This is a genomic window from Hyunsoonleella pacifica (assembly GCF_004310335.1).
In the GTDB taxonomy this organism is placed as follows: domain Bacteria; phylum Bacteroidota; class Bacteroidia; order Flavobacteriales; family Flavobacteriaceae; genus Jejuia; species Jejuia pacifica.
The window spans coordinates 562,832-583,982 of the sequence record NZ_SIRS01000002.1 but is presented as its reverse complement, the minus strand read 5'-3'; the positions used below and the strand labels follow the sequence as shown (position 1 = coordinate 583,982).

16 protein-coding genes are annotated in these 21,151 nt (G+C 34.3%); 6 read left to right on the top strand and 10 right to left on the bottom strand.

Going from position 1 to position 21,151, the window contains the following annotated elements:
- Positions 1–28: 28 nt before the first annotated feature.
- Genes EYD46_RS05930 through EYD46_RS05920 form a run of 3 tightly spaced genes read right to left on the bottom strand, consistent with a single transcriptional unit; the run spans position 29 to position 1,435 of the window.
- Positions 29–415, bottom strand: coding sequence for a DUF6768 family protein (locus tag EYD46_RS05930; RefSeq protein WP_130936141.1), 387 nt, complete (start codon positions 413–415; stop codon positions 29–31).
- Entirely contained in the window at positions 405–950 is a 546-nt protein-coding gene (locus EYD46_RS05925; RefSeq protein ID WP_130936140.1) for an RNA polymerase sigma factor, read from the bottom strand. Before EYD46_RS05925 ends, EYD46_RS05930 begins: the two co-directional genes overlap by 11 nt.
- Positions 947–1,435 carry a hypothetical protein gene (locus EYD46_RS05920; protein ID WP_130936139.1) on the bottom strand — a complete coding sequence of 163 codons (489 nt, stop codon included), beginning with the start codon at positions 1,433–1,435 and terminating at the stop codon, positions 947–949. The genes EYD46_RS05925 and EYD46_RS05920 overlap by 4 nt, the downstream gene beginning before the upstream one ends.
- Positions 1,436–1,556: 121 nt before the next feature.
- Here EYD46_RS05920 and rlmD point away from each other — a divergent pair, with 121 nt between their 5' ends.
- The 4 genes from rlmD (at position 1,557) to EYD46_RS05900 (ending at position 5,431) form a co-directional block, all read left to right on the top strand.
- The gene (rlmD, locus tag EYD46_RS05915; RefSeq protein WP_130936138.1) at positions 1,557–2,972 is read left to right on the top strand and encodes a 23S rRNA (uracil(1939)-C(5))-methyltransferase RlmD; all 1,416 of its coding nucleotides are present in this window, start codon (positions 1,557–1,559) and stop codon (positions 2,970–2,972) included.
- Between the two features lie 12 nt (positions 2,973–2,984).
- Complete coding sequence (locus EYD46_RS05910; RefSeq protein ID WP_130936137.1) at positions 2,985–3,542, top strand: DUF6452 family protein; 558 nt, start codon at positions 2,985–2,987, stop codon at positions 3,540–3,542.
- Positions 3,508–4,254 carry a DUF6048 family protein gene (locus EYD46_RS05905; RefSeq protein ID WP_130936136.1) on the top strand — a complete coding sequence of 249 codons (747 nt, stop codon included), beginning with the start codon at positions 3,508–3,510 and terminating at the stop codon, positions 4,252–4,254. Before EYD46_RS05910 ends, EYD46_RS05905 begins: the two co-directional genes overlap by 35 nt.
- 121 nt (positions 4,255–4,375) lie before the next feature.
- Positions 4,376–5,431 (top strand): endonuclease/exonuclease/phosphatase family protein, encoded by a 1,056-nt coding sequence (locus tag EYD46_RS05900; protein WP_130936135.1) that lies wholly within the window; start codon positions 4,376–4,378, stop codon positions 5,429–5,431.
- A gap of 51 nt (positions 5,432–5,482) precedes the next feature.
- Here the strand turns inward: EYD46_RS05900 and EYD46_RS05895 are convergent, their stop codons facing one another.
- Together EYD46_RS05895 and EYD46_RS05890 are read right to left on the bottom strand one after the other, a co-directional pair.
- Positions 5,483–6,487 carry a PorP/SprF family type IX secretion system membrane protein gene (locus tag EYD46_RS05895; RefSeq protein WP_130936134.1) on the bottom strand — a complete coding sequence of 335 codons (1,005 nt, stop codon included), beginning with the start codon at positions 6,485–6,487 and terminating at the stop codon, positions 5,483–5,485.
- Positions 6,488–6,491: 4 nt separating this feature from the next.
- Entirely contained in the window at positions 6,492–12,572 is a 6,081-nt protein-coding gene (locus EYD46_RS05890) for a PKD domain-containing protein (protein WP_130936133.1), read from the bottom strand.
- Positions 12,573–12,753: 181 nt separating this feature from the next.
- Between EYD46_RS05890 and EYD46_RS05885 the strand changes: the two genes are divergently transcribed.
- Entirely contained in the window at positions 12,754–13,686 is a 933-nt protein-coding gene (locus EYD46_RS05885) for a patatin-like phospholipase family protein (protein ID WP_130936132.1), read from the top strand.
- Here the strand turns inward: EYD46_RS05885 and EYD46_RS05880 are convergent.
- The gene (locus EYD46_RS05880; protein ID WP_130936131.1) at positions 13,670–14,191 is read right to left on the bottom strand and encodes a DUF7935 family protein; all 522 of its coding nucleotides are present in this window, start codon (positions 14,189–14,191) and stop codon (positions 13,670–13,672) included. The genes EYD46_RS05885 and EYD46_RS05880 overlap by 17 nt on opposite strands.
- Positions 14,192–14,205: 14 nt before the next feature.
- Entirely contained in the window at positions 14,206–15,777 is a 1,572-nt protein-coding gene (locus EYD46_RS05875; RefSeq protein WP_130936130.1) for an FMN-binding glutamate synthase family protein, read from the bottom strand.
- 130 nt (positions 15,778–15,907) lie between these two features.
- Between EYD46_RS05875 and EYD46_RS05870 the strand changes: the two genes are divergently transcribed.
- Positions 15,908–18,259, top strand: a complete 2,352-nt coding sequence (locus EYD46_RS05870; RefSeq protein WP_130936129.1) for an ATP-dependent helicase — start codon at positions 15,908–15,910, stop codon at positions 18,257–18,259.
- Positions 18,260–18,264: 5 nt separating this feature from the next.
- Here EYD46_RS05870 and EYD46_RS05865 read toward each other — a convergent pair whose 3' ends face one another.
- Genes EYD46_RS05865 through EYD46_RS05855 form a run of 3 tightly spaced genes read right to left on the bottom strand, consistent with a single transcriptional unit; the run spans position 18,265 to position 21,104 of the window.
- Complete coding sequence (locus EYD46_RS05865; protein ID WP_130936128.1) at positions 18,265–19,233, bottom strand: glycogen-binding domain-containing protein; 969 nt, start codon at positions 19,231–19,233, stop codon at positions 18,265–18,267.
- Positions 19,230–20,192 carry a pepsin/retropepsin-like aspartic protease family protein gene (locus EYD46_RS05860; protein WP_130936127.1) on the bottom strand — a complete coding sequence of 321 codons (963 nt, stop codon included), beginning with the start codon at positions 20,190–20,192 and terminating at the stop codon, positions 19,230–19,232. Before EYD46_RS05860 ends, EYD46_RS05865 begins: the two co-directional genes overlap by 4 nt.
- 42 nt (positions 20,193–20,234) lie before the next feature.
- Positions 20,235–21,104 (bottom strand): alpha/beta hydrolase, encoded by an 870-nt coding sequence (locus EYD46_RS05855; protein WP_130936126.1) that lies wholly within the window; start codon positions 21,102–21,104, stop codon positions 20,235–20,237.
- Positions 21,105–21,151 lie beyond the last annotated feature (47 nt).

The window sequence follows — 21,151 nt, the reverse complement described above, 5'->3', positions numbered from 1 at the left end:
TTTTCTTTCAAGACTAGCGGCTTTTATATTAGTCTCTTTTTTTAGTTGAAAGCGATGAAATTTGAAGTTCTAAACGTTTCAATTCTCTTAACAAAGCATTTTTATCCATCTGCATCCAAGCAAATATTTTTAGCATACTAACACCTATAAGGAATATAAGACTTCCAGTAGCCCATTTAATGAGCTCTGAAGTACTATCTACATTAAAAAACTGTACAATACAGTATATAAATAATCCAAAAAACACCAGGGTCATAAAGTTCATCATGTACATAATCCATTTATTTTTTCCTCTGAATAAACCCCAAATCATCTGAAGTACATTTTGTTCTTCTAATTCATCGTAGAATTTACTTTCCTCTTCATTTAAAGTTTCCTTTATTAGTTTATCAATATCTTCCATATTAGTTTTCATAATTATAATGTTTTAAAAGTTTTTTTAATTTTTCTCTAGAGTGAAATAATCTAGATTTAGCAGTACCAACAGAGATATTCAATATCTTACATATTTCTTTAAGAGAACAATCTTCAGTATAAAACAACCTGAGAACTTCTTGCTGATGCATTGGTAGCTTTTTAATAGCCTCCAGTAATTTTAATTTAATGAGGCTATTATCGCTTTTATCGTCTATTGTAACTACATTTTCTTGTTCTTTTTCTAATTGATTTAAATGATTACGAGTTCTTGATGTTTTATTAAGCCAATCCATTGAATTATTACATACGATACGTAATGCCCAACTACCAAAACGCTCTGGTTTTTCTAATTGGTCAATTTTATCAATAATTACTGTCCAACTTTCTTGAGCAATATCTTTAGCAACATCAGCATCTTTAACTAACCAATATGCCTTTTCACAAAATGGTTTATGCCATCGTCTAACCAACTCCGTTATTTCTTGCCTATATCCAGATTGGATTTTCAAAACGATATCCTTGTCTGTCTTCATCTAAATAGTCTAAAAATAAAACGCCATAAACGCACCCATAAACTCCATTTAGTAAATACTTTGGTTTCTGAAAAATTGTTTTCAATCCTATCAAAAGTATTTTCTATTAAAGCATCATGTAGCCAACGTATAACTATTAACCATTTAAGTGTAGCTAAACCCTCTGTACTCATAACTATCTTATGACTTACGCAGGTAGAATTCTCATTTACACGCTCAATTTCAAATTTATGGAGACCATTAAATCCTATAGGTTTTAAAAACATGAATGTGATGTGACTATCTGGTAAAAATTCAGTTATCTTATATCGAATGATACCGTGACCTCCACTTGATCCTACTTTAAGTCCTTCTTTAAATCGTATTGCAGGCCAATAATGTTTAGGCCATACTTTATCATCCTTTTGAGATAATGTTAGTATTAAAGCTGTTATTTTAGCTTTAGGTTGGTTAATAATGCGCTTATGAGTGTTTTCTACTTTCATTTCTGATATAAAGACGGTAAAAAACTAAAAAGGTTCATTTTATTTATTGCAAAAGTGAAAATCTCTTAAAGTTAATAGAAATAAATAAACATTTATTTCGTGCTATTGTTATTTTTGCAGCATGCCAAGAAGAAGAAATTCTAAAAGAAAAAACTTTGAACAGCTAGAGGTTATTGATGCTGGTGCAAAAGGAAAAACTATAGCCAAAGCTCCAGATGGTAAAGTAGTGTTTTTACCAAATGCTGTTCCTGGAGATATAGTTGATGTACAAACCTTTAAAAAACGTAAGGCTTACTATGAAGGTAAAGCTATAAACTTTCATAAACTATCTGACAAACGCGTAACGCCAGAGTGTAACTATTTTGGTACTTGTGGTGGCTGTAAGTGGCAAGATATGGGCTACGAACATCAATTGTACTACAAACAAAAAGAAGTCGTTAATAATTTAACTAGAATTGGGCATGTAGATTTGCCAGAAGTCACACCAATATTAGGCTCAAAAAAACAATATTTTTATCGCAATAAAATGGAGTTTTCATTTAGTGATAGCCGTTGGTTAACAGAAGCGGAAATTAAATCTGACAAAGATTTAGGTAACAGAAATGCTTTAGGGTTTCACATTCCAGGAATGTGGGATAAGATTTTAGATATTGATAAATGCCATTTACAAAGAGATCCCTCTAATACCATAAGAAATTCAGTAAAACAATTTGCGATTGAAAATGATTTAGAATTTTTCAACACCAGAAACCAAACAGGTTTCTTGCGCACTATGATGATTCGTACCTCAAGTACAGGAGATATTATGGTGTTGGTTCAATTCTATAAAGAAGATAAAGAAAAACGTGAATTACTTTTAAATTTTATTTCAGAAGAGTTTCCTGAAATTACCTCGTTATTATATGTAATCAATGGAAAAGGTAATGATACTATATACGATCAAGACGTAGTTTGTTACGCAGGGCAAGACCATATTTTTGAAGAGATGGAAGGATTAAAATTTAAGATAAACGCAAAGTCTTTTTATCAAACAAATTCAGAGCAAGCTTACAAATTATATAAAATAACACGAGATTTTGCAGGATTAAATGGGGATGAATTGGTTTACGATTTGTATACAGGTACAGGAACCATTGCACAGTTTGTAGCAAAAAAAGCCAAAAAGGTAGTTGGCGTAGAATCTGTTCCAGATGCTATTATTGCAGCAAAGGAAAATGCACAATTAAATAACATTAATAACGTTGAGTTCTATGTTGGTGATATGAAGCAAGTTTTTAATGATGCTTTTATTACTACACATGGGCAACCAGATGTTGTTATTACCGATCCGCCTCGTGATGGTATGCACAAGGATGTAGTAGCGCAATTGCTTAATATTGCTGCTAAAAAAATTGTTTATGTAAGTTGTAATAGTGCTACACAAGCCAGAGATTTAGCTTTATTAAATGATATGTATAAAGTAACTAAAGTACAACCTGTAGATATGTTTCCACAAACATTTCATGTTGAGAATGTTGTGCTTTTAGAGAAACGATAATTATTTATTTAAATGAAAAAAGTAAGTGTACTTATTTTGATACTACTAGTAGTTGGTAACTACGGTTGTGAACGTGATGATTTGTGCCCAGAATCAACTCAAACCACTGCTAGATTAGTTATTGAAGCTTTTGATGTTTCATTGCCTGATGACAGTAAGAATATCTTTGGTTTGAGAATTGAAGGTATAAACGATAACGGAGAAGGTAATGGTGTGTTGGAGAATTATAATGTGGTTACTTCAAGTGAATTAATTTTACCTCTTAGAACAGATTCTGACGTCACACAATATAAGTTACATCGCGATTATGCTATAGATGATAATGATACACCAGATGATACTAGTGATGATATTATTACTGGAAATGAAGATATTATTACCATAACCTATATTAGAGATGATGTATTTGTTTCTCGTGCATGCGGATTTAAAACTGTATTTAGCAACGTACAAATAAGAATTGATGAAGACGATGTAGATAATGACGAATGGATACGCTCTATAACAACCGAAAATGATAATCAAATTGTAGAAAATGAAGCAGAAGCACATTTTATATTATTACATTAGTTTAGTGTTGATGGTTTTGGTTTGTTCAACAGCACAAGCTCAAAACGATAGTATTCCAAAAACTAAAAACGATTCTACAGTTGTAAAACTAAAATATGGTTTACGTATTGGTGTAGATACAGGAAAACTAATACGATCTTTTTTATATGATGAATATACAGGTATAGAATTAGTTGCAGATTATCGCCTTACCAAAAAACTTTACTTAGCTGGTGAGCTGGGTAATGAAGAACGTATTGTAATTACTGACTTTTTAAATACCACTACAAAAGGGAGCTACTTCAAGGCAGGAATAGACTATAATACATACCAAAATTGGCTGGATATGGATAATATGGTTTATTTTGGATCACGTTTAGCATTTAGTTCGTTTAGTCATACTATTAATAGATATCAAGTATATAGCTCAGACCAATATTGGGCTCCACAAAATATTATAACTGAAAGTATTGAAAAAGAGGGATTAACTGCTATATGGACTGAACTTATTTTAGGCATTAAAGCAGAACTATTTAACAATCTTTATTTTGGATTAAATGTGCAACTTAAAGTATTGCTCACAGAGACTAAACCCGATAACTTCCAAAACATCTATATCCCTGGATTTAACAAAACCTACGACAGTACGCGAATAGGAGTGGGTTATGGGTATACATTGGCCTACAGGATTCCACTTTACAAAAAAACCAAGGTCATAGCTCCAGTGAATTAAACACTACTTTACCATAAAGTTAAGGTTTGGTAATTTTACAATTTTACGTAGAAGTACTTATATCTTTTTTGATAGAAAAGTTTTACATTGGCATATCTGTAATTTAAAAAAGCATCTTATTATGGCCAGTTTAAAATTTACCCTATGGAATGCCGAATGGTTTAATGAATTATTCACAGGATCTCCACCTGTGTTTAGAGCAGACACAGATAAAGGGTATATGACCAAACAGCTTATTGGAGATCGCATTAGGGATTTAAGAGGGGTTATTAATGATGTAGACTCAGATGTTTGGGTTATTGTTGAAGGCCCCAATCAAAGTTCAGAATTACAACTATTTTTTGATAGGCCAGATGTTGTAGGCGATTGGGAATGTGTTGTGCAACCTGCAGGAGCCCAAAGTGTAAGTCTTGCAGTGCGAACTGATACAGGAAAGTTTAGTTCCACACCTATAGACTGGTTTAGTATTGATGGTTCTCCTGAGGCTAATACATTAAAATCAGCAACGAATGAGTTTAGGATGGATACAGACAATGATGGCTTGGATGAAGTACATAAATTTGAAAGACGACCTTTATACGCATCAATTAATTTAGCTGATGGAAAATCGTTTAGGGTACTAGGACTACACCTTAAGAGTAAAGGGGTTTTTCAATCGTTAGAATGGAGTAAATGGTGGTCTAAATCTGATGGTAATAGAAAAAAGATTGTGGCACAATGTCATCAAATAAGAACCCATTTTTTAAATGACTATCTTACAAATAGTGCTACAAAAGACATCCCGCTTATTGTGTGTGGAGATATTAATGATGGCCCTGGCTTTGATACCAGTGAAATGAAAATTATGGCAAGTGGCGTGGAACGCTTAATGGGGTCTATATGGCATCCAGAATTGTGTTTAGGCAATGCTATGTTTGACACGCTGAGCGACCGCCATAAAAAGGAGTTAAATTTTACCTCACTGTATACAGCAAGCTTTAAAGATCCTATTTTTAACAATAGCTACAGAAGATCGTGGATCGATCATATCTTATATTCAAGAGCTCCACAAAACTGGGTGTCGAATGCAGAAATTTTAATTAATATGAGCAGTGGTAATCCTATTTATAAAGATTTCCCAAAATCCTCTGATCATTTTCCTGTGACGTGTACAGTATCTACAGATAATTTTATTTAGTTGGAATTACTTATTTAAACATCTCCTAAACCAATAATTTTAGGAGTGTTTTTATTTTCTACGTTCGTTGTTTACAGGACTTCTACAAATTAAACAATCTGCCAGATAGGTTATAGAGATTTCGTATATACCATCAGTTCTACCAATGTTTGAGGTATTAAAATCATACGAAAAGCCAAATCTAAAACGTTCTAATTCTACACCAACCAAAGCATTTACGGAAGTTAGTAAATGGCTATTACCACTATTTTTCGCGGGATTGGTAACTGCCATAGCCCCCACAAAAAGTTTGTTAAACTTTAAAGTAGCAGATAAATCCAAACGATTAAAACGTCCTTGTTGCATATAGTTTGCAGACAATACCATATCATTATAGTCGTAATAAGGAAACCTATAACTAGCATGTACAGTATAAAAAATATCCAACGGTACATTGCCTTCATCAAAAAAAGAAATATTAGGTTGGTTTAAATGCTTAATCGCTGCCCCAAGCCATAAATCCGTATCATTACGTCTGTTTTTCTTATCAAATACAAATCCTGCAGTAAAATCTATAAAACCTATATTGTTATTGGCATTCATAGCAAAAGGGTCTGAACTGACTGGATTTACCATACCAGAATTAATATTTATTTGGTCGGACAATACTAAGTTTCTAAAATTAAAGGACTTCATACCATAGCCTACTTCTACTGCTGGCCTAAAATACCAATCGTTATTCAACCCTATGATGTAAGCAAAATTTCCATTAAACTGAAAATGATTATAGCTTGTACTATTTTCACGTTGGTTTAAAAAACTAAAACCTATACCAATACCATCTTTTGCATTTTCTAACCATGTATTAAAAAATGCATAATCTGTATCTACTTGTAAATCTAAATAAGGCCATTGTGTACGATGTATTACCCCAAAATAAGTAGCCTGTTCAAATCCAGAGAACGCCGGATTTAAACTTTCTGGCATCATCATATACTGAGAAAAAATAGGGTCTTGCGCTTTCATTTTGAAACAAAAGCAAATTACTACAAGTGTTATATATAATTTTACTTTCATCTCTTTATTTAATTAAAACAACAACACCTTTACTTTCTATTTTTTTACCATAGAATGTTTCTCCAGAAAACGTATAATAATAGTTACCGTTCTCGGCAGGATCGCCTTTTATTTTACCATCCCAGCCTTCAATATTCTCATCGTCTTCTTCAGAATACACCATGCTCCCCCAAGTATTATAAATCTCTAATTTTAAACTAGATAATGCTATTTGTGCTGGTAAGAAGTAATCGTTTAAGTCATCATTGTTTGGAGTGAATGCATTAGGCATAATTAAGCTGTAGCCTTTTTGTATTTCAAGACTAATGGTTTTAGTATAAACACAATCAAAGGGATACACTACGGTTTGGATTATCTCATAAGTCCCAACAGCCTTGTAGGTATGTACAGGGTTTTCTTCATTTGAAAAAGTGCCATCTCCAAAATCCCATGAAACACTAACAAAACTTCCTATTGCTGTATTTGTAAATTGAATGGGGTCTTCAATAGAATAAAAACCAAAGGTATCAAATGCCTCTGCAGAAACAGTAAAATCGGCGTCTCCCAAAACAGGTATATCTACATTGTAAGAAAATGTATTACTACAGCCCAACGCATCAGTGATATCAACAGCTACTAATCCATTGGTATCTGTTTGCATTATTTCGTTATTTGCACCTGTTATCGTTCCACTAGACCAACTAATCTGATAGGGAGGAACACCACCGCTTGGATTGGCAATAAAAGATTGTTCTACAACCCTTGTGTCGCAATTATGATTTGTTATCACTTCAACATCTAAGGCTAGAGGCTCAAAACGATTAATACTAAAGTCTTCTGATATTTCACATCCGTTGGCATCTACAATATTTAATGTGTAGTTTCCTGGAGGGATATTACTTAAATCTTCTGTAGTTGCGCCGTTAGACCATTGGTAGGTTAGTGGTAAGGAGCCACCTGTAATTATTGCGTTGATAGAACCACTATTAGCATCATCACAATCCAAGGCATCAGTTTTTGTTCCAGAAATAACTAAAGGATCAGGTTCTGTAATTACAAATGTTTCTGTAATAACGCAAGGCTTACTATCTGTTATGGTAACTGTATATGTTCCAAGTCCAATGTTATTGCGTTCTACACCAGCAGAAGGGTCATCATCCCAAACAAGATTGATAGGTGCTATACCGCCTTCCAGGTTAAGTATAATTCTTGCATCATTTTCTCCAAAACAGGAGACATTTGATACTTGTGGATTAATCCTGAAAACAGGAGGAGAGTCAATAACCACAGTTTCTTGCTTAACACAGTTGGTAGCATCAGTAACCGTAATAACATAGTTACCCGGAGAAAGATTGTTTTGCACCATTCCAGAGCCCAAATTACTCCAAGCTATAGTGTAAGGGGCATTTCCACCTGTTATAGAATTTATAGTAATAGACGCATCATTATCGTTATAACATTCTATTTCTGTTGCCGTATAATCAATAATAATTTCATCTGTTTGGTTAACTATAACCTCCAAGTCATCTATACAGCCCGACCTATCTGTTACTGTTACATTGTAGGTTCCAGCAAATAACCCTGTTAAATTTTGGTTTGTACTCGCAAAACCATTGGGACCTGACCAACTATACGTATAAGTAAAAATACCTGGGGAATTTTCAAAGGGTCTTCCTCCAGTAACGTCTATATTTATTGCTCCAGCAGCCTCACCAAAACAAATCACATCAACTTTTGTATCTAAACTTGCTTGTAGTTCAGGTGGTTCTATAATATCGAAACTTTCAGTAATCGGGCTACAATTGTTAGCATCAACAACTGTTAAAATATAAGTTCCTGGTAACAGATTAGATAAGTCTTCATCAGAGCTAAAAGATGTACCATTTCTTGTCCAGCTATATGTATAAGGCGCAGTACCTCCAGATACATCAATTTCAATTTCTCCATCATCAGCTTGAAAACACGAGATCGTTTCAGGATCAAAGTCTATGTTGCTAAAAACTAATTCATCAGGTTCTGTTATAGTAAATGTTTCATTGTATGGGCAACCACCATCGTCTAGAATTGAAACCGTGTAAGCTCCAGGAGCTAAATTAAATATATCTTCATCAGTACTTACAAAACTATTAGGTCCTGTCCAGTTTATTTGATAGGGCACACCTGAACTAAATGGTACGCCTCCAGTGATATCTATCTCTAAAGCACCTCCATTATCTAAATAACATAGGCTATTGGTTTGTGATGCAGTAATGGTTATAGAAGGGTTAACCGTAACTACAATCTCAAAAGTATTACCTACACATATGCCAAGGGTTGGGGTTACTGTATAAGTAACGGTAGAAGGCGTTGTTGTTGTGTTGGTTAATGTCTGGCTAATAGTATTTTGGGGCGTTAACTGTTGAGATGCTCCTGTAATTGTCCCTATTGAATTAACAACAGGATTTGCCCATGTGTAAGTAGTCCCCACAGGTGCAATATCTCCTCCAGAACTATCGGGAGTAATATTAAAAGATGTACCACTACAGATTATAGTAGATGTATTACCAATATTTGGGGTTTCATTAACTGTTTGCTCAGAAACTTGAGAAACAATTTCAGAACACCCTCCTGAAGAAAATGTTATCACGGCATAATAATATACAGTACCTATAGTTCCTGAAGGTGGTGTATAAGTATTGGTGGTTTCTCCTGCGATAGCAGTTCCAGTTGTGTTGTTGTTTACAGTGTTACTGTACCATTGATATGTAGGTGTTCCTACGCCGTTGGCAAACGCTACAGACAACGTGTTAAACGTATTGCCAAAACAAATGGTCTCAGAAAGAGGCTGACTGGTAAAAGCTGGAGCAGCATTTATGATAACTTCTGATGTTTGACTCGTAACACTACACCCAGGTTCATTTTCAGTAACAACTACATAATAGTATAGCGTTCCCACGGTATTGGTTGGTGGTGTAAATATGGCACTTGTCTCACCAGGAATGGCTGTACCTCCTGTATTGGTATTGGTGGTATTGCTATACCACTGGTATGAATACCCTGAGCCTATACCGCCAGAAGCAGTAATTTCTAAATCTTGGGGCACCGTACCTTGGCATAACTCTTGGGAAATTAAAGGTTGTGAGGTTATAATAGGATCATCTGCCACAACAACTTCCGAAACATCGCTTGTAATTGGCGAACACCCACTGCCGCTTACAGTAATTATTACATAAAAATAATAACTACCAGAAACTGTAAAAGCAGGTGGAGCATATGTAGCTGCTGTAGCTCCAGGAATAATAGTACCTCCAGTATTTGTATTTGTAGTATTGGAATACCATTGATAAGTAATGGTGCCAGTGCCTCCTGAGTGTGTTACAACCAAATCAGTGTTCACAGCACCATCCACACATACACTTTGGGTTGTTATTGGGTTTGAGTCTATTTGTATACTTTCTACAACTTCAACTCGAGAGGTGTTTGATGTAATCTCGTTACAACCAGCTCCTGACGTAAATGAGACCGTAACATAATAATAAACAACACCAATAGTAGCATTTGGTGGAGTATAGGATGCAGTTGTCTCTCCTGCAATAGCTGTTCCTGTTGTGGTATTATCTACAGTATTACTATACCATTGGTAAGATGGTGTTCCCGGACCGTTAACACTTACCGTTAAAGGCGAAACAGTACCGTTTAAACAAATAGTTTCATCTTGAGGCTGACTGGTAAACTGTGGTGCGGGATCAACTGTAATCACAATATTTACTGAAGCACCATCACAAGTCCCATTTGATGGTGTTACTGTAAACGTAACATCTTCTGAAGTCGTATTAGTATTAAATAGTGTTTGTACTGGTATTATATTGGTGGTAGCATTAGCAATAAAACCACTTACCCCTGCAGGAGCCGTAGCGGTCCAATTATAGGTTGTCCCAGAAATATCGGAAGTTAAAACCACTTCGCTAGTTTCTGTTCCAGAACAAATAGTTTGCGTTAAATCCGTATTGGTAATTGTAGGGATTTCGTTTATAACAAAATCTTCGGTATCGGTAGTAGTACCGCAACTCGAAGTCACACTAAATGTAATTTGATAGTTTCCCGGAGTATTGTATGTTATAGTCCCAGGATTTAGTGTAGTTACAGTAGCTGGTGTTCCTCCAGGGAAACTCCAATTATAGGTTATTGTCTCAGAAGCTGGAGCACAAGTATCTACATTGGCTACTGGTGTAATGGAAGCTGTTCCACAAAAATCAGGAATACTATTAATAACAACTGTAGGAGGTTGTTTTACTTCTACAGTTTCAGAAATAGTACTGCTACCACAGGTATTGGTAGTAGTTAAGGTTAATGTATAAGTTCCTGAACTATTAAATTCAAACGAGGGTGACGCAGAATTTTCATCCGTACCGTTTGTAAAGCTCCATGAGGCAATACCAGTATTACAAAACCCAGAAGTATGGGCTACTTCCCATAAATACGTTACACCACCACAACTATTGCTTAAGTCTGTAGTGTTAGTAGCCTGAACATTTAAAGCCGTACAGCCGTTATTGGTATCTAAAGTAAAGGCTGTGGTTAAATCAGATTCAATACAAATATCTTTGGTAACAGTATTAGTTACACCACAAGAATTTTCAGCATATAACGAAACGGTATAAGTGCCGGGTGCTGTGTATATGTGAGAAGGATCTCTATTGGTTGATGTGGTACCATCTCCAAAATCCCAAAAGTAACCATCATTAACACTACAATTATTGCTAAATCCATCTAATGAGGTATTTACAAATTGCACAGGAGTGTTAACGCAACTTATCGGAGGATCTTCAAAATCCACAACAGGCCTTCGCAATATAATAATAGGCCCAGCAGTTAAATTAGTTTGCCCACAAGATGTTGTAATCGATAAAAACACAGTATAACTTAAAGGACAGCTCGTTTCCGTGTAGGTATGAGGAATAGGGAAATCTTGTGAATTTACGGGGTCTGCAGCATTAAAATATGTGGAAGCCTCTAACTGTGCTTGTGTATAACTTTCAAACGTACCATCTCCAAAATCTACTTGATAATTTGTATCAGGTGGGTTAGTTGCCCAAGAACCTATAGCAAATTCAATAGGATCTACAGGAGTACATAAATTTACCGTATTACCAGGGTTTACTATAGCTCCTGTAGGGTTACTGGAATTTTTAATTAAATACGTTACTGTATTATCACAATTTGTGCCTCTTCCAGTTATCTCCATGTTAAAAGAACCCAATTGCGTATAAGTATGTGTTGCTGGAAAAGTAACACCTGTTTCTACTGCACTGCCATCTCCCCAATCTACATCATACGAGTTAACGCAAGGAGAAACATTACTAATGTCAACATTAATGGTATAAGAAGGATCTGTGGTGTTATTACCACAATTGTTAAATGGGTCAAAAGGACTATCAACATCCCTAAATTCCAACAAGGGTTTTTGCTGCACTGTTACAGGTCTTGTCACAGATGCAGTACACCCATTATCATCAGTAACGGTAAGTGTAACATTAAAAATTTGATTACCACACCCAAGAGATTCAAAAACATGAGAGGGATTGTTGCTTGAAGATGTGTCTCCATCCCCAAAACTCCAATTATAACTAAAGGGGCCATTACCTGTAGCCGATGGTGTAAAGTTTACCGCTATACCTGAGCACGCTGCATTATTATCAAATGTAAAATCTACTGTTGGAAGGGTATTTACAGTTATAGTGGCGGCACCACTGGCTGTATCGGTATCTCCAGTATTATCTTCAACAGAGACCAATCTGTAGATGAATGTTCCTGCTGTATTTGTACTTACGGGTAGATCTATACTACTGCTAGCACCAACAGTGGAAATGGTTAAATTGCCTCCTCCATTTATGGTATATGTAAAGGTATAAGGCGCTGCACCTCCAGAACCTGTAAACGTAATTTCTGGATTTGGGCTGCTATTCAAACACACTTCTGTTGTGCCTGAAATAGATGCAGAAGGCGGTAAAAAAGAATTAGAGCTTTTGTATGTATATTGAAAAACAGGATTCGTATGCTTTAAAGCAAATAGCGATGCAATTATTACAATAGAAAATAATGCAACAAGAATGGATTTCTTTAGCATGGTAAAAGTTAGGTTAATAGCCCTACTAAAATATATATTCTTTTTAGCTTATGTTTAAAATTTCGTGATAACGTGCTTTTTCTCTTTAAAATACATATCGTTAGGTATTCTAATTATTATTTACTCTACATTAATGTTTGAGTCTGGTCTTATTCACTATATTTATGCGCAAATAATTTTTATGAAAGCCTTAGTTATATCAGGAGGAGGAAGTAAAGGCGCTTATGCTGGAGGTGTTGCTCAATATTTAATGGAAGTTGAGGGACGTGATTATGATATGTTTTTAGGTACATCTACCGGTAGTCTATTAGTACCTCATCTTGCCGCAGGAGAAATTGATAAAATTTATCATGTGTATACCAATGTTAATCAAAACGATATTTTTAGTACAAACCCTTTTACCATAAGAAAAAAAGGAAAACGAGAATTTGTTTCTATAGATTTTATTAATACGCTTTGGCAGTTTATAAAAATGAAACGAACTTTTGGAGAAAGTAAAGCTTTAAAGCGTCATATTAAAAAACACCTTACCAAAGCGGAATATGAAAAAATTAAAGCAACAAAAGATGATGTAGTTGTAACGGTTTCTAATCTTTCAAAAAACAGAGTAGAGTATAAGTCTATTAAAGATTATAGCTATGATGAATTTTGTGAATGGATATGGATTTCTTGCAATTACATCCCATTTATGTCTTTAGTCAAGAAGAATGGATTTGAATATGCTGACGGTGGTTTAGGTTGCGTAATCCCTATTAGGGAGGCAATTCTAAGAGGTGCTACTCAAGTGGACGCCATTGTTTTAGAATCTGAAAGTATGGAGTATAATAAGGTTTTAGGGAAGAATCCTTTCTCGTTACTTATTAATCTATTTGGACACCTTTCAGATCAAATAGAACGTAATGATATTACCATTGGAAAATTAGCTGCAAAGAATAAAGGTGTAGAACTTAACTTATACTATACCCCCTCTAAACTGACAGAAAACTCATTGATTTTTAATAAAAAACTGATGACTTCTTGGTGGCAACAAGGTTGGGATTATGCTAAAAATAAATGCGAACAAGCAAAATCTAATGAATTACGCTTTGATGATGAGTCTACCACAACTCCCTAACCTCTTCTTTTAAAATTGAAATTGCAGCATCACTAGGAGAATGACGTTCCATCATTTCTGTTAAAATAACCTCACGAAGTTTATCTGCGGAATCTGTTTTATCAGATAAATTTGCTTTTCTAATTAATTGTACTGTAGCAGCTTTTGCTGTACTTATAACACTCCAACACTTTTCGCTAACATAAATTTGTTGTGTTAAATTATGCTCCATCTCTTGTTGAATGCTTTGTATCAATAAGGATTCGTAATCCTCTTTATTAGAAGATGTTGGCTTAACACGTAAAAGTAATTTATTTGGTGAAATACGTTCCAAAAATAAGGTTAACCGTTCGTAAGCTTGTAAACGCAAAGGTAATGATGTGGTTTGCAAATCCTTTTTTAAAAGAAAACGCCTTCTACCATCTTCATTTTTGGTATGAGTTTGAAAAAAATAATAAGCTATTACTCCTGTTATTAACGATGGAAGTGTAAATAAAAACAAATCTATAATTCTGCTTGAATCCATAATTGAGAACTTGACTAATTAGATTTTTGGACTTTTTCAGTACCTCCCAAATATACGCAATCTTTCAGATGTTGCATGCTTTCAAAAGGCACAATTGCTTTGTTATACATATAGGCTTTATCCAACTTTTTAGATAAATTATGGTCATCTACATTCATTTCAATATCACTCATTCTAAATTGACATGGGTGCTCATATCCCGCAGCATGCGTAATTTCGATGAGTTCTTTTCTAAAGGTCTTAAAATATTGCGCAAGTCGTACCGATTTTAAAGACGTATCAATACCATTTTGCAACCATTTACTTTGAGTAGCAATACCTGTTGGGCAGCGGTTTGTATGACAAATTTGTGCTTGAATACAGCCAATACTCAACATAGCTTCTCTTGCTACATTAATACAATCTACGCCCATAGCAAAAGCCATAGCTGCTTTAGCTGGGAACCCTAATTTTCCACTTCCTATAAAAACAACACGCTCAGTAAGGCCTTTAGATTTAAATAATCTATAAATATCAGCAAAACCATAAACCCAAGGTAAAGACACATGGTCTGCAAAACTTGGAGGCGCAGCACCAGTACCACCTTCACCACCATCAATTGTAATAAAATCAGGGCCTTTTCCAGTTTTTAGCATTAAATCAGCCAATTCTTCCCATTGTTCTAATTTTCCAATTGCCGCTTTTATTCCCACAGGTAAACCTGTGTTTTCAGCAATATCTTCTATAAAATTTACCATTTCAGGCACATTTGAAAATGCTTTATGAGTAGGAGGAGAGAGTACTGTTTTACTAACTTCAACACCTCTAATACCTGCTATTTCCTTTGTTATTTTTTTGCCAGGCAATACACCACCTTTACCAGGTTTAGCACCTTGGGACAATTTTACTTCAATAGCTCTTACAAAGGGATTATCTTCAACTAATTTTACCATTTTCTCCATTGAAAACCCACCATCTTTCGATCTCACTCCAAAATATCCAGTTCCAAAATGAAACATAACATCTCCTCCATTACTATGGTAAGGAGACAATCCTCCCTCTCCTGTGTTATGATAGGCATCAGCCATGTTTACACCTTTATTTAATGACTCAATAGCTTTTGATGATAATGAGCCATAGCTCATTGCAGACACATTAATAATAGAAGCTGGTCTATATGGTTTTTTTCTCTTATTATAAGCCCCAATAACCTTGGCACAAGGAAGAAATGTACTATCAGTTATATTTGGATGATTTTCTTCCATTTTAAAAGGCATCATGGCATTATTTATAAAAATATGCTGATGCTCATAAATGTCTCTATCTGTCCCGAAACCTTCATAATTGTTTTCCTTTTTAGATGAAGCATACACCCAACCACGTTCAATACGATTAAAAGGTAATTCCTCCCTATTATTTGCCACAAAATATTGACGCATTTCTGGCCCTATGCTTTCCAACCAATACCTAAGGTGTCCCACCAAAGGAAAATTATGTATTATAGTGTGCTTTTTTTGAAAAACATCTCGTAAAGTTATTATTAGTAGTACCGTAATAATCCACAACCACCAAGGGATATTATAAAAAAAATTTAGAACGTTGTCCATGTGTTAATTTTGAAAATAAGCCTAAAGATATTCAAAAATATATTAAGACGAATTGTTTATAATTATTGATAATTCAAACCTAATATACCATAAACATTGGTTATTTTCACGTGTTGAAAAAGAGGATACTTTGGAAAAATATTTAAATCAATTAAACAGTGCACAATTAGAACCTACCATCCAAATTGATGGCCCTATGATTGTAATTGCGGGCGCAGGTTCTGGAAAAACGCGAGTACTCACGTATCGTATCGCATATATGATGAGTAAAGGCATTGATCCTTTTAATATTTTGTCGCTTACATTTACCAATAAAGCAGCTCGTGAAATGAAAGAACGAATTGCATCTATTGTGGGAGCTAGTGAAGCAAAAAACCTTTGGATGGGAACGTTTCACTCTGTATTTGCAAAAATATTGCGTATTGAAGCCGATAGGTTAGGGTATCCAAGTAATTTTACAATTTATGACACCCAAGATTCAGATAGATTAATAGCTTCTATTATTAAGGAAATGAATCTTGATAAGGATATATACAAATACAAACAAATTCGTTCTAGAATTTCGTCATATAAAAACAGTTTGATTACTGTACGTGCCTATTTTCAAAATCCAGAATTGATTGAAGCTGATACTATGGCAAGACGACCAAGGATGGGAGATATCTATAAGACCTATGTAGAACGATGCTTTAAGGCTGGCGCAATGGATTTTGATGATTTACTATTGAAAACCAATGAACTATTAACACGTTTTCCAGAAGTACTGGCTAAATATCAAAATCGATTTAAATATATACTTGTTGATGAGTATCAAGATACTAACCATTCGCAATACTTAATAGTAAGAGCGTTATCTGATAAATTTCAAAATATATGTGTGGTAGGAGATGATGCGCAAAGTATCTATGCGTTTCGTGGTGCAAATATTAATAATATCTTGAATTTTCAGAAAGATTATGACGATGTTAAAGTATTTCGATTAGAACAAAATTACCGTTCCACTAAAAATATTGTAAATGCTGCAAATTCAATTATAGATAAAAACCAAACCAAACTAGAAAAAATAGTTTGGACAGCTAATGACGAAGGGTCTAAAATAAAAGTAAATCGTTCTTTAACCGATGGGGATGAAGGGCGTTATGTAGCTAGCACCATTTTTGAAACCAAAATGCAAGAGCATATTCCTAATAAGGATTTTGCTGTATTGTATCGTACCAATGCCCAATCGCGTGCTATAGAAGATGCATTACGTAAAAGAGACATAAAGTATCGCATTTATGGCGGGCTATCTTTTTATCAGCGTAAAGAAATTAAGGATGTATTGTCTTATTTACGCTTAGTTATTAACCCTGCTGATGAAGAGGCTTTAAAACGCATAATAAATTTTCCGCCTCGTGGCATAGGACAAACTACAGTTGATAGATTGGTTGTAGCTGCAAATGGATATGGTAAACCTATTTTTGATATTATTAAAAACCTTGATAAGGTAGAAGTCAAAATCAATTCAGGCACTAAAGCAAAACTTGATAATTTCGCCACGCTTATTGAAAGCTACCAAGTAATGAATCAAACTGCTGATGTTTTTGAATTAGCAGAACACATCACTAGAAGTAGCGGATTGATAAGAGAATTTAATAAAGATGGTACACCTGAGGGTGTAGCTCGTATGGAAAATATTGAAGAGTTGCTAAATGGTATGAAAGATTTTGTGGAAGGCCAAAAAGAAATTGCCGATGCTACAGGGGCTTTAGCCGAATTCTTAGAAGATGTAGCTTTAGCGACAGACTTAGATAACGACAAAGGTGATAGTGACCATGTGGCATTAATGACTATTCATTTAGCCAAAGGATTAGAATTTCCTTATGTATTTATAGTAGGCTTAGAGGAGGATTTGTTTCCTAGTGCTATGAGTATGAATACACGTAGCGAACTAGAGGAGGAGCGAAGGCTCTTTTATGTAGCATTAACCAGGGCAGAAAAACAAGCCTATTTAACTTATGCGCTATCACGCTACCGTTGGGGAAAATTAATTGATGCAGAGCCAAGCCGTTTTATCGAAGAAATAGATGAACAATATTTAGATATTGTAACACCAATTGAAGAACGCCGCTATAACCCAATGCTTGATGCTAGCATTTTTGGAGATATAGAACCTAATAAAGTAACGTCCCCAAATAAAATTAGATTTAAACCAGCCAAACAATTGCAACCTAAAAAGGGCGTCTCTAGAAAAACACCAGAAAAGTTTCAAGCTACCACACCAAAAAACTTAAAACCTGTATCGAAAACAAGTAATGGCGCTTCAAATTTATTTGATAGTAAATTAGCGGTTGGAAACATTGTAAAACACATACGCTTCGGTAAAGGAGAGGTTTTAAAAATTGAAGGTAAAGGCGCTGATACCAAAGCTGAAATTAAGTTTGAATCTGGTGGAAATAAAAAGCTATTATTGCGTTTTGCTAAGTTAGAGGTAATAGGGTAAGCAAACTATTTTACCATATAAACTGAATTAATATGACCCTCAGCATCATATTCTCTAATAGGATTGTCTGGGTCTGTCATCCATTTGCCATCCACAATAAATTTATAGTGATGTTTCCCCCCAGAAAGTGGTATAGTATATACCCATCCATCAATAGTTTTTTTCATTTTAAAGTCAACTTCATTCCAGTCATTAAAGGAACCTGCTAAAATTACTTCTTCAGCATTAGCGTATCCAACCAAAGCAAAAGTGGTATATTTTTGTATATCTATAACTGAATTGTATTCGTGAAATTCATTAGGGGTCTTATTGGGATTATGTGGGTCTTCCATCCATTTACCATCCACAATAAATCGATATTGATATACATCAGGTTTCATTTGAAGTGTTAATTCCCAACCAAAATCGGTTTTATTCATTTTAAACAAACGTTCATTCCATTTATTAAATGATCCAGCAAGAATTACCTTTTTGGCATCTTTAAAACCTTTTAACTTAAAATATACATTACCTTCTTTTGTTGGATAAGCTGTATACATTTTAAGATTGTAAATTCCTCTAAGTTTTTTTCCGTCTTTTAGAGCTTTAGAAACATTTCCATCACGTTTTGAAGGTTCTGCCCAATAGGCGTTATTTATGACGTATTTAAACTCCCAGGTAAAGGCATCATTAAAATCGGTTACACACTTTTTAAGCTCATAAACATAATCACTTACCTTTTCCATTCTCCAACCTTCTCGAGACCAAAGATTAAACTCGCCAGAAACAGCAACAGTTTCTATATTAAAATCTGAAAACTCCAAGCGTTGCCCTGTGTGTTCTTGAGTAAATTTTGAATAGTCCCTTACATCAAAACGAAACACTACAGTGTCGTTTTCAATTTTATAACCTTTTAACGCATCTTCTTGAGCATGCAAACCAAAATTTATAAAACTAAAAAACATTAAAAGCAAACATGTTTTTAGTGATTTCATTGTGTATTTAGAGGATAGTCAATAAAATACAACTTTTCTTTTTTGTAATTGATAATAGTGCGCTTTTGAGCAAAAAATTCATACCCTAAAATACCATCTAGCTGTGTACCAAAGGTTTCATTAAGTTGATTTAAATTGGTTAAAACTGTGTACATAGGACCAAAATAAACATTATTATTCAATTTAACCCTATGCAATTTTCCTGCCAAAACCCGAATACTTTTACCACCAGCATCACTAAGCTTTAATCGTTTCTTGGGAATAAAATAACGCAACGCTTTTTTATTAACACTTTTATTGATTTGGTTAAATTCTGCTGCAGTATCTATACCTAGCTTAAGTTTTTGGTTGTTAATAAGAGCATTAACAACTATAGTATGCTTTTTTAAAGTAAAATCTAAGCTATCAACAATAGTCTCTAAATATATCTTATCGTTAAGTGGGTTTCCCTTTTTATCTGTTTTGGTAAGTGTAATTTGTTTTAAGTATAAATCTACAAACACCTCGTAATCTTTTAAAACATCATAGCCTATAATACCTAAAAGTTTAATTTTTTTACTTTTTTCCACATGCGACAAATCAATAACATCTGAAACTTTATTTTCAAGTCTAAACCCACTTAAATCAAAGGCATCTATTCGTTTTTCATAAGAATAGTCAAGGACATCATTAACACCTGAAACTTCTTTAGAATTTTTATGAAATTCATACAGATTATTAAAATGCACCTGATTTAAAATCATGGCCTCAGCCCCTGTATCAATAATAAAACTTCCTTTTTTATCTAAAAGTTCAGCTTGAACAACCATTAGGTGATCTACCAATTTAAATGGAATTCTAGTAGTGTTTGCATTTAAAATTTCAGCGTTTTTAAAAATTACCGGTGGGTTTACTTTCTTGTTTCCAGAAAAACAAACAATAGGAAGGATTAAAAATAAGGTTAGTACAAGACGGCTCATGCTATAAAGACTGCTAAATCAATAAAATGTTACAAAGTTTAGTTATAAATATGTTTCAATAAATAGTTTTAATTTACTCCAAGTGTCCAATAACTCTAATCCTGTCCATCCATGTCCTGCATTTTCATATAAAGTAAATTCAAAACTAACTCCCAAAGCCTCAAGTTTATCCCTTAAATCAGTACCTTGAGTGGTAGGAATTAACGGGTCTTGTCCACCATAAAACAGTATAGTAGGAGGTGAAGACGCTTTTACTTGAAATAACGGACTTACTTCTTCAAGGAAATCAGTTGTAGTGTCAATTCCAAAAACATTTAGCAGATCCTGCAAAACAGGGTTTGTATTATTTAAATAAGCAGGATCAGTAAAATTGGTTGGCCCCACAATACTACAAACCATATCTACTTTAGCATCATTATCAAAAGCATAGCTCCATAAAAGCGATAAATGTGCCCCAGCACTGGTGCCAACAAACCCAATATCTTCAGAAATAGAATACCTGTCTTTATTAACCTTTAAAAATGCAACTAAACTGGAAATATCATCAATTTGCATAGGGTATGGTGGGTTATTAGCATCTGCTAACCTATAATTCATATTTACAATTGCCACATCAGGAAGTTCTTGATTGATTAAAAGTTTAATAGCATCCATATCGCCTTTATCACCAGATGTCCATCCACCACCGTGTATTAAAATAATAGTTTTAGTAACAGAGGTTCTATTCGCTGGTAAGTACAAATCAAACTTTTGACGCTCATGGCTTCCGTAAGAAATATTTAATTCTTCATAAACTTTGCTTGTGTCTAAAGTATCGTTTGAAGTCTCTTCAACATCAGCTGTTTCGTTAGAACATCCAAAAAACAAACTAACAATAAACAATACTACAAAAGTGTATTTTTCTATTCGCATGAGCTTTTTTTTAATTACTTTGTAAACGTTAGTACAAGATAAATATT

Coding starts and splice junctions, on each gene's coding strand:
- EYD46_RS05930 (WP_130936141.1), bottom strand. CDS start 415: ATGAAAACTAATATGGAAGATATTGATAAACTAATAAAGGAAACTTTA.
- EYD46_RS05855 (WP_130936126.1), bottom strand. CDS start 21,104: ATGCGAATAGAAAAATACACTTTTGTAGTATTGTTTATTGTTAGTTTG.
- EYD46_RS05865 (WP_130936128.1), bottom strand. CDS start 19,233: ATGAAATCACTAAAAACATGTTTGCTTTTAATGTTTTTTAGTTTTATA.
- EYD46_RS05920 (WP_130936139.1), bottom strand. CDS start 1,435: ATGAAAGTAGAAAACACTCATAAGCGCATTATTAACCAACCTAAAGCT.
- EYD46_RS05895 (WP_130936134.1), bottom strand. CDS start 6,487: ATGAAAGTAAAATTATATATAACACTTGTAGTAATTTGCTTTTGTTTC.
- EYD46_RS05885 (WP_130936132.1), top strand. CDS start 12,754: ATGAAAGCCTTAGTTATATCAGGAGGAGGAAGTAAAGGCGCTTATGCT.
- EYD46_RS05860 (WP_130936127.1), bottom strand. CDS start 20,192: ATGAGCCGTCTTGTACTAACCTTATTTTTAATCCTTCCTATTGTTTGT.
- EYD46_RS05890 (WP_130936133.1), bottom strand. CDS start 12,572: ATGCTAAAGAAATCCATTCTTGTTGCATTATTTTCTATTGTAATAATT.
- EYD46_RS05910 (WP_130936137.1), top strand. CDS start 2,985: ATGAAAAAAGTAAGTGTACTTATTTTGATACTACTAGTAGTTGGTAAC.
- rlmD (WP_130936138.1), top strand. CDS start 1,557: ATGCCAAGAAGAAGAAATTCTAAAAGAAAAAACTTTGAACAGCTAGAG.
- EYD46_RS05900 (WP_130936135.1), top strand. CDS start 4,376: ATGGCCAGTTTAAAATTTACCCTATGGAATGCCGAATGGTTTAATGAA.
- EYD46_RS05880 (WP_130936131.1), bottom strand. CDS start 14,191: ATGGATTCAAGCAGAATTATAGATTTGTTTTTATTTACACTTCCATCG.
- EYD46_RS05925 (WP_130936140.1), bottom strand. CDS start 950: ATGAAGACAGACAAGGATATCGTTTTGAAAATCCAATCTGGATATAGG.
- EYD46_RS05905 (WP_130936136.1), top strand. CDS start 3,508: ATGAAGCAGAAGCACATTTTATATTATTACATTAGTTTAGTGTTGATG.
- EYD46_RS05875 (WP_130936130.1), bottom strand. CDS start 15,777: ATGGACAACGTTCTAAATTTTTTTTATAATATCCCTTGGTGGTTGTGG.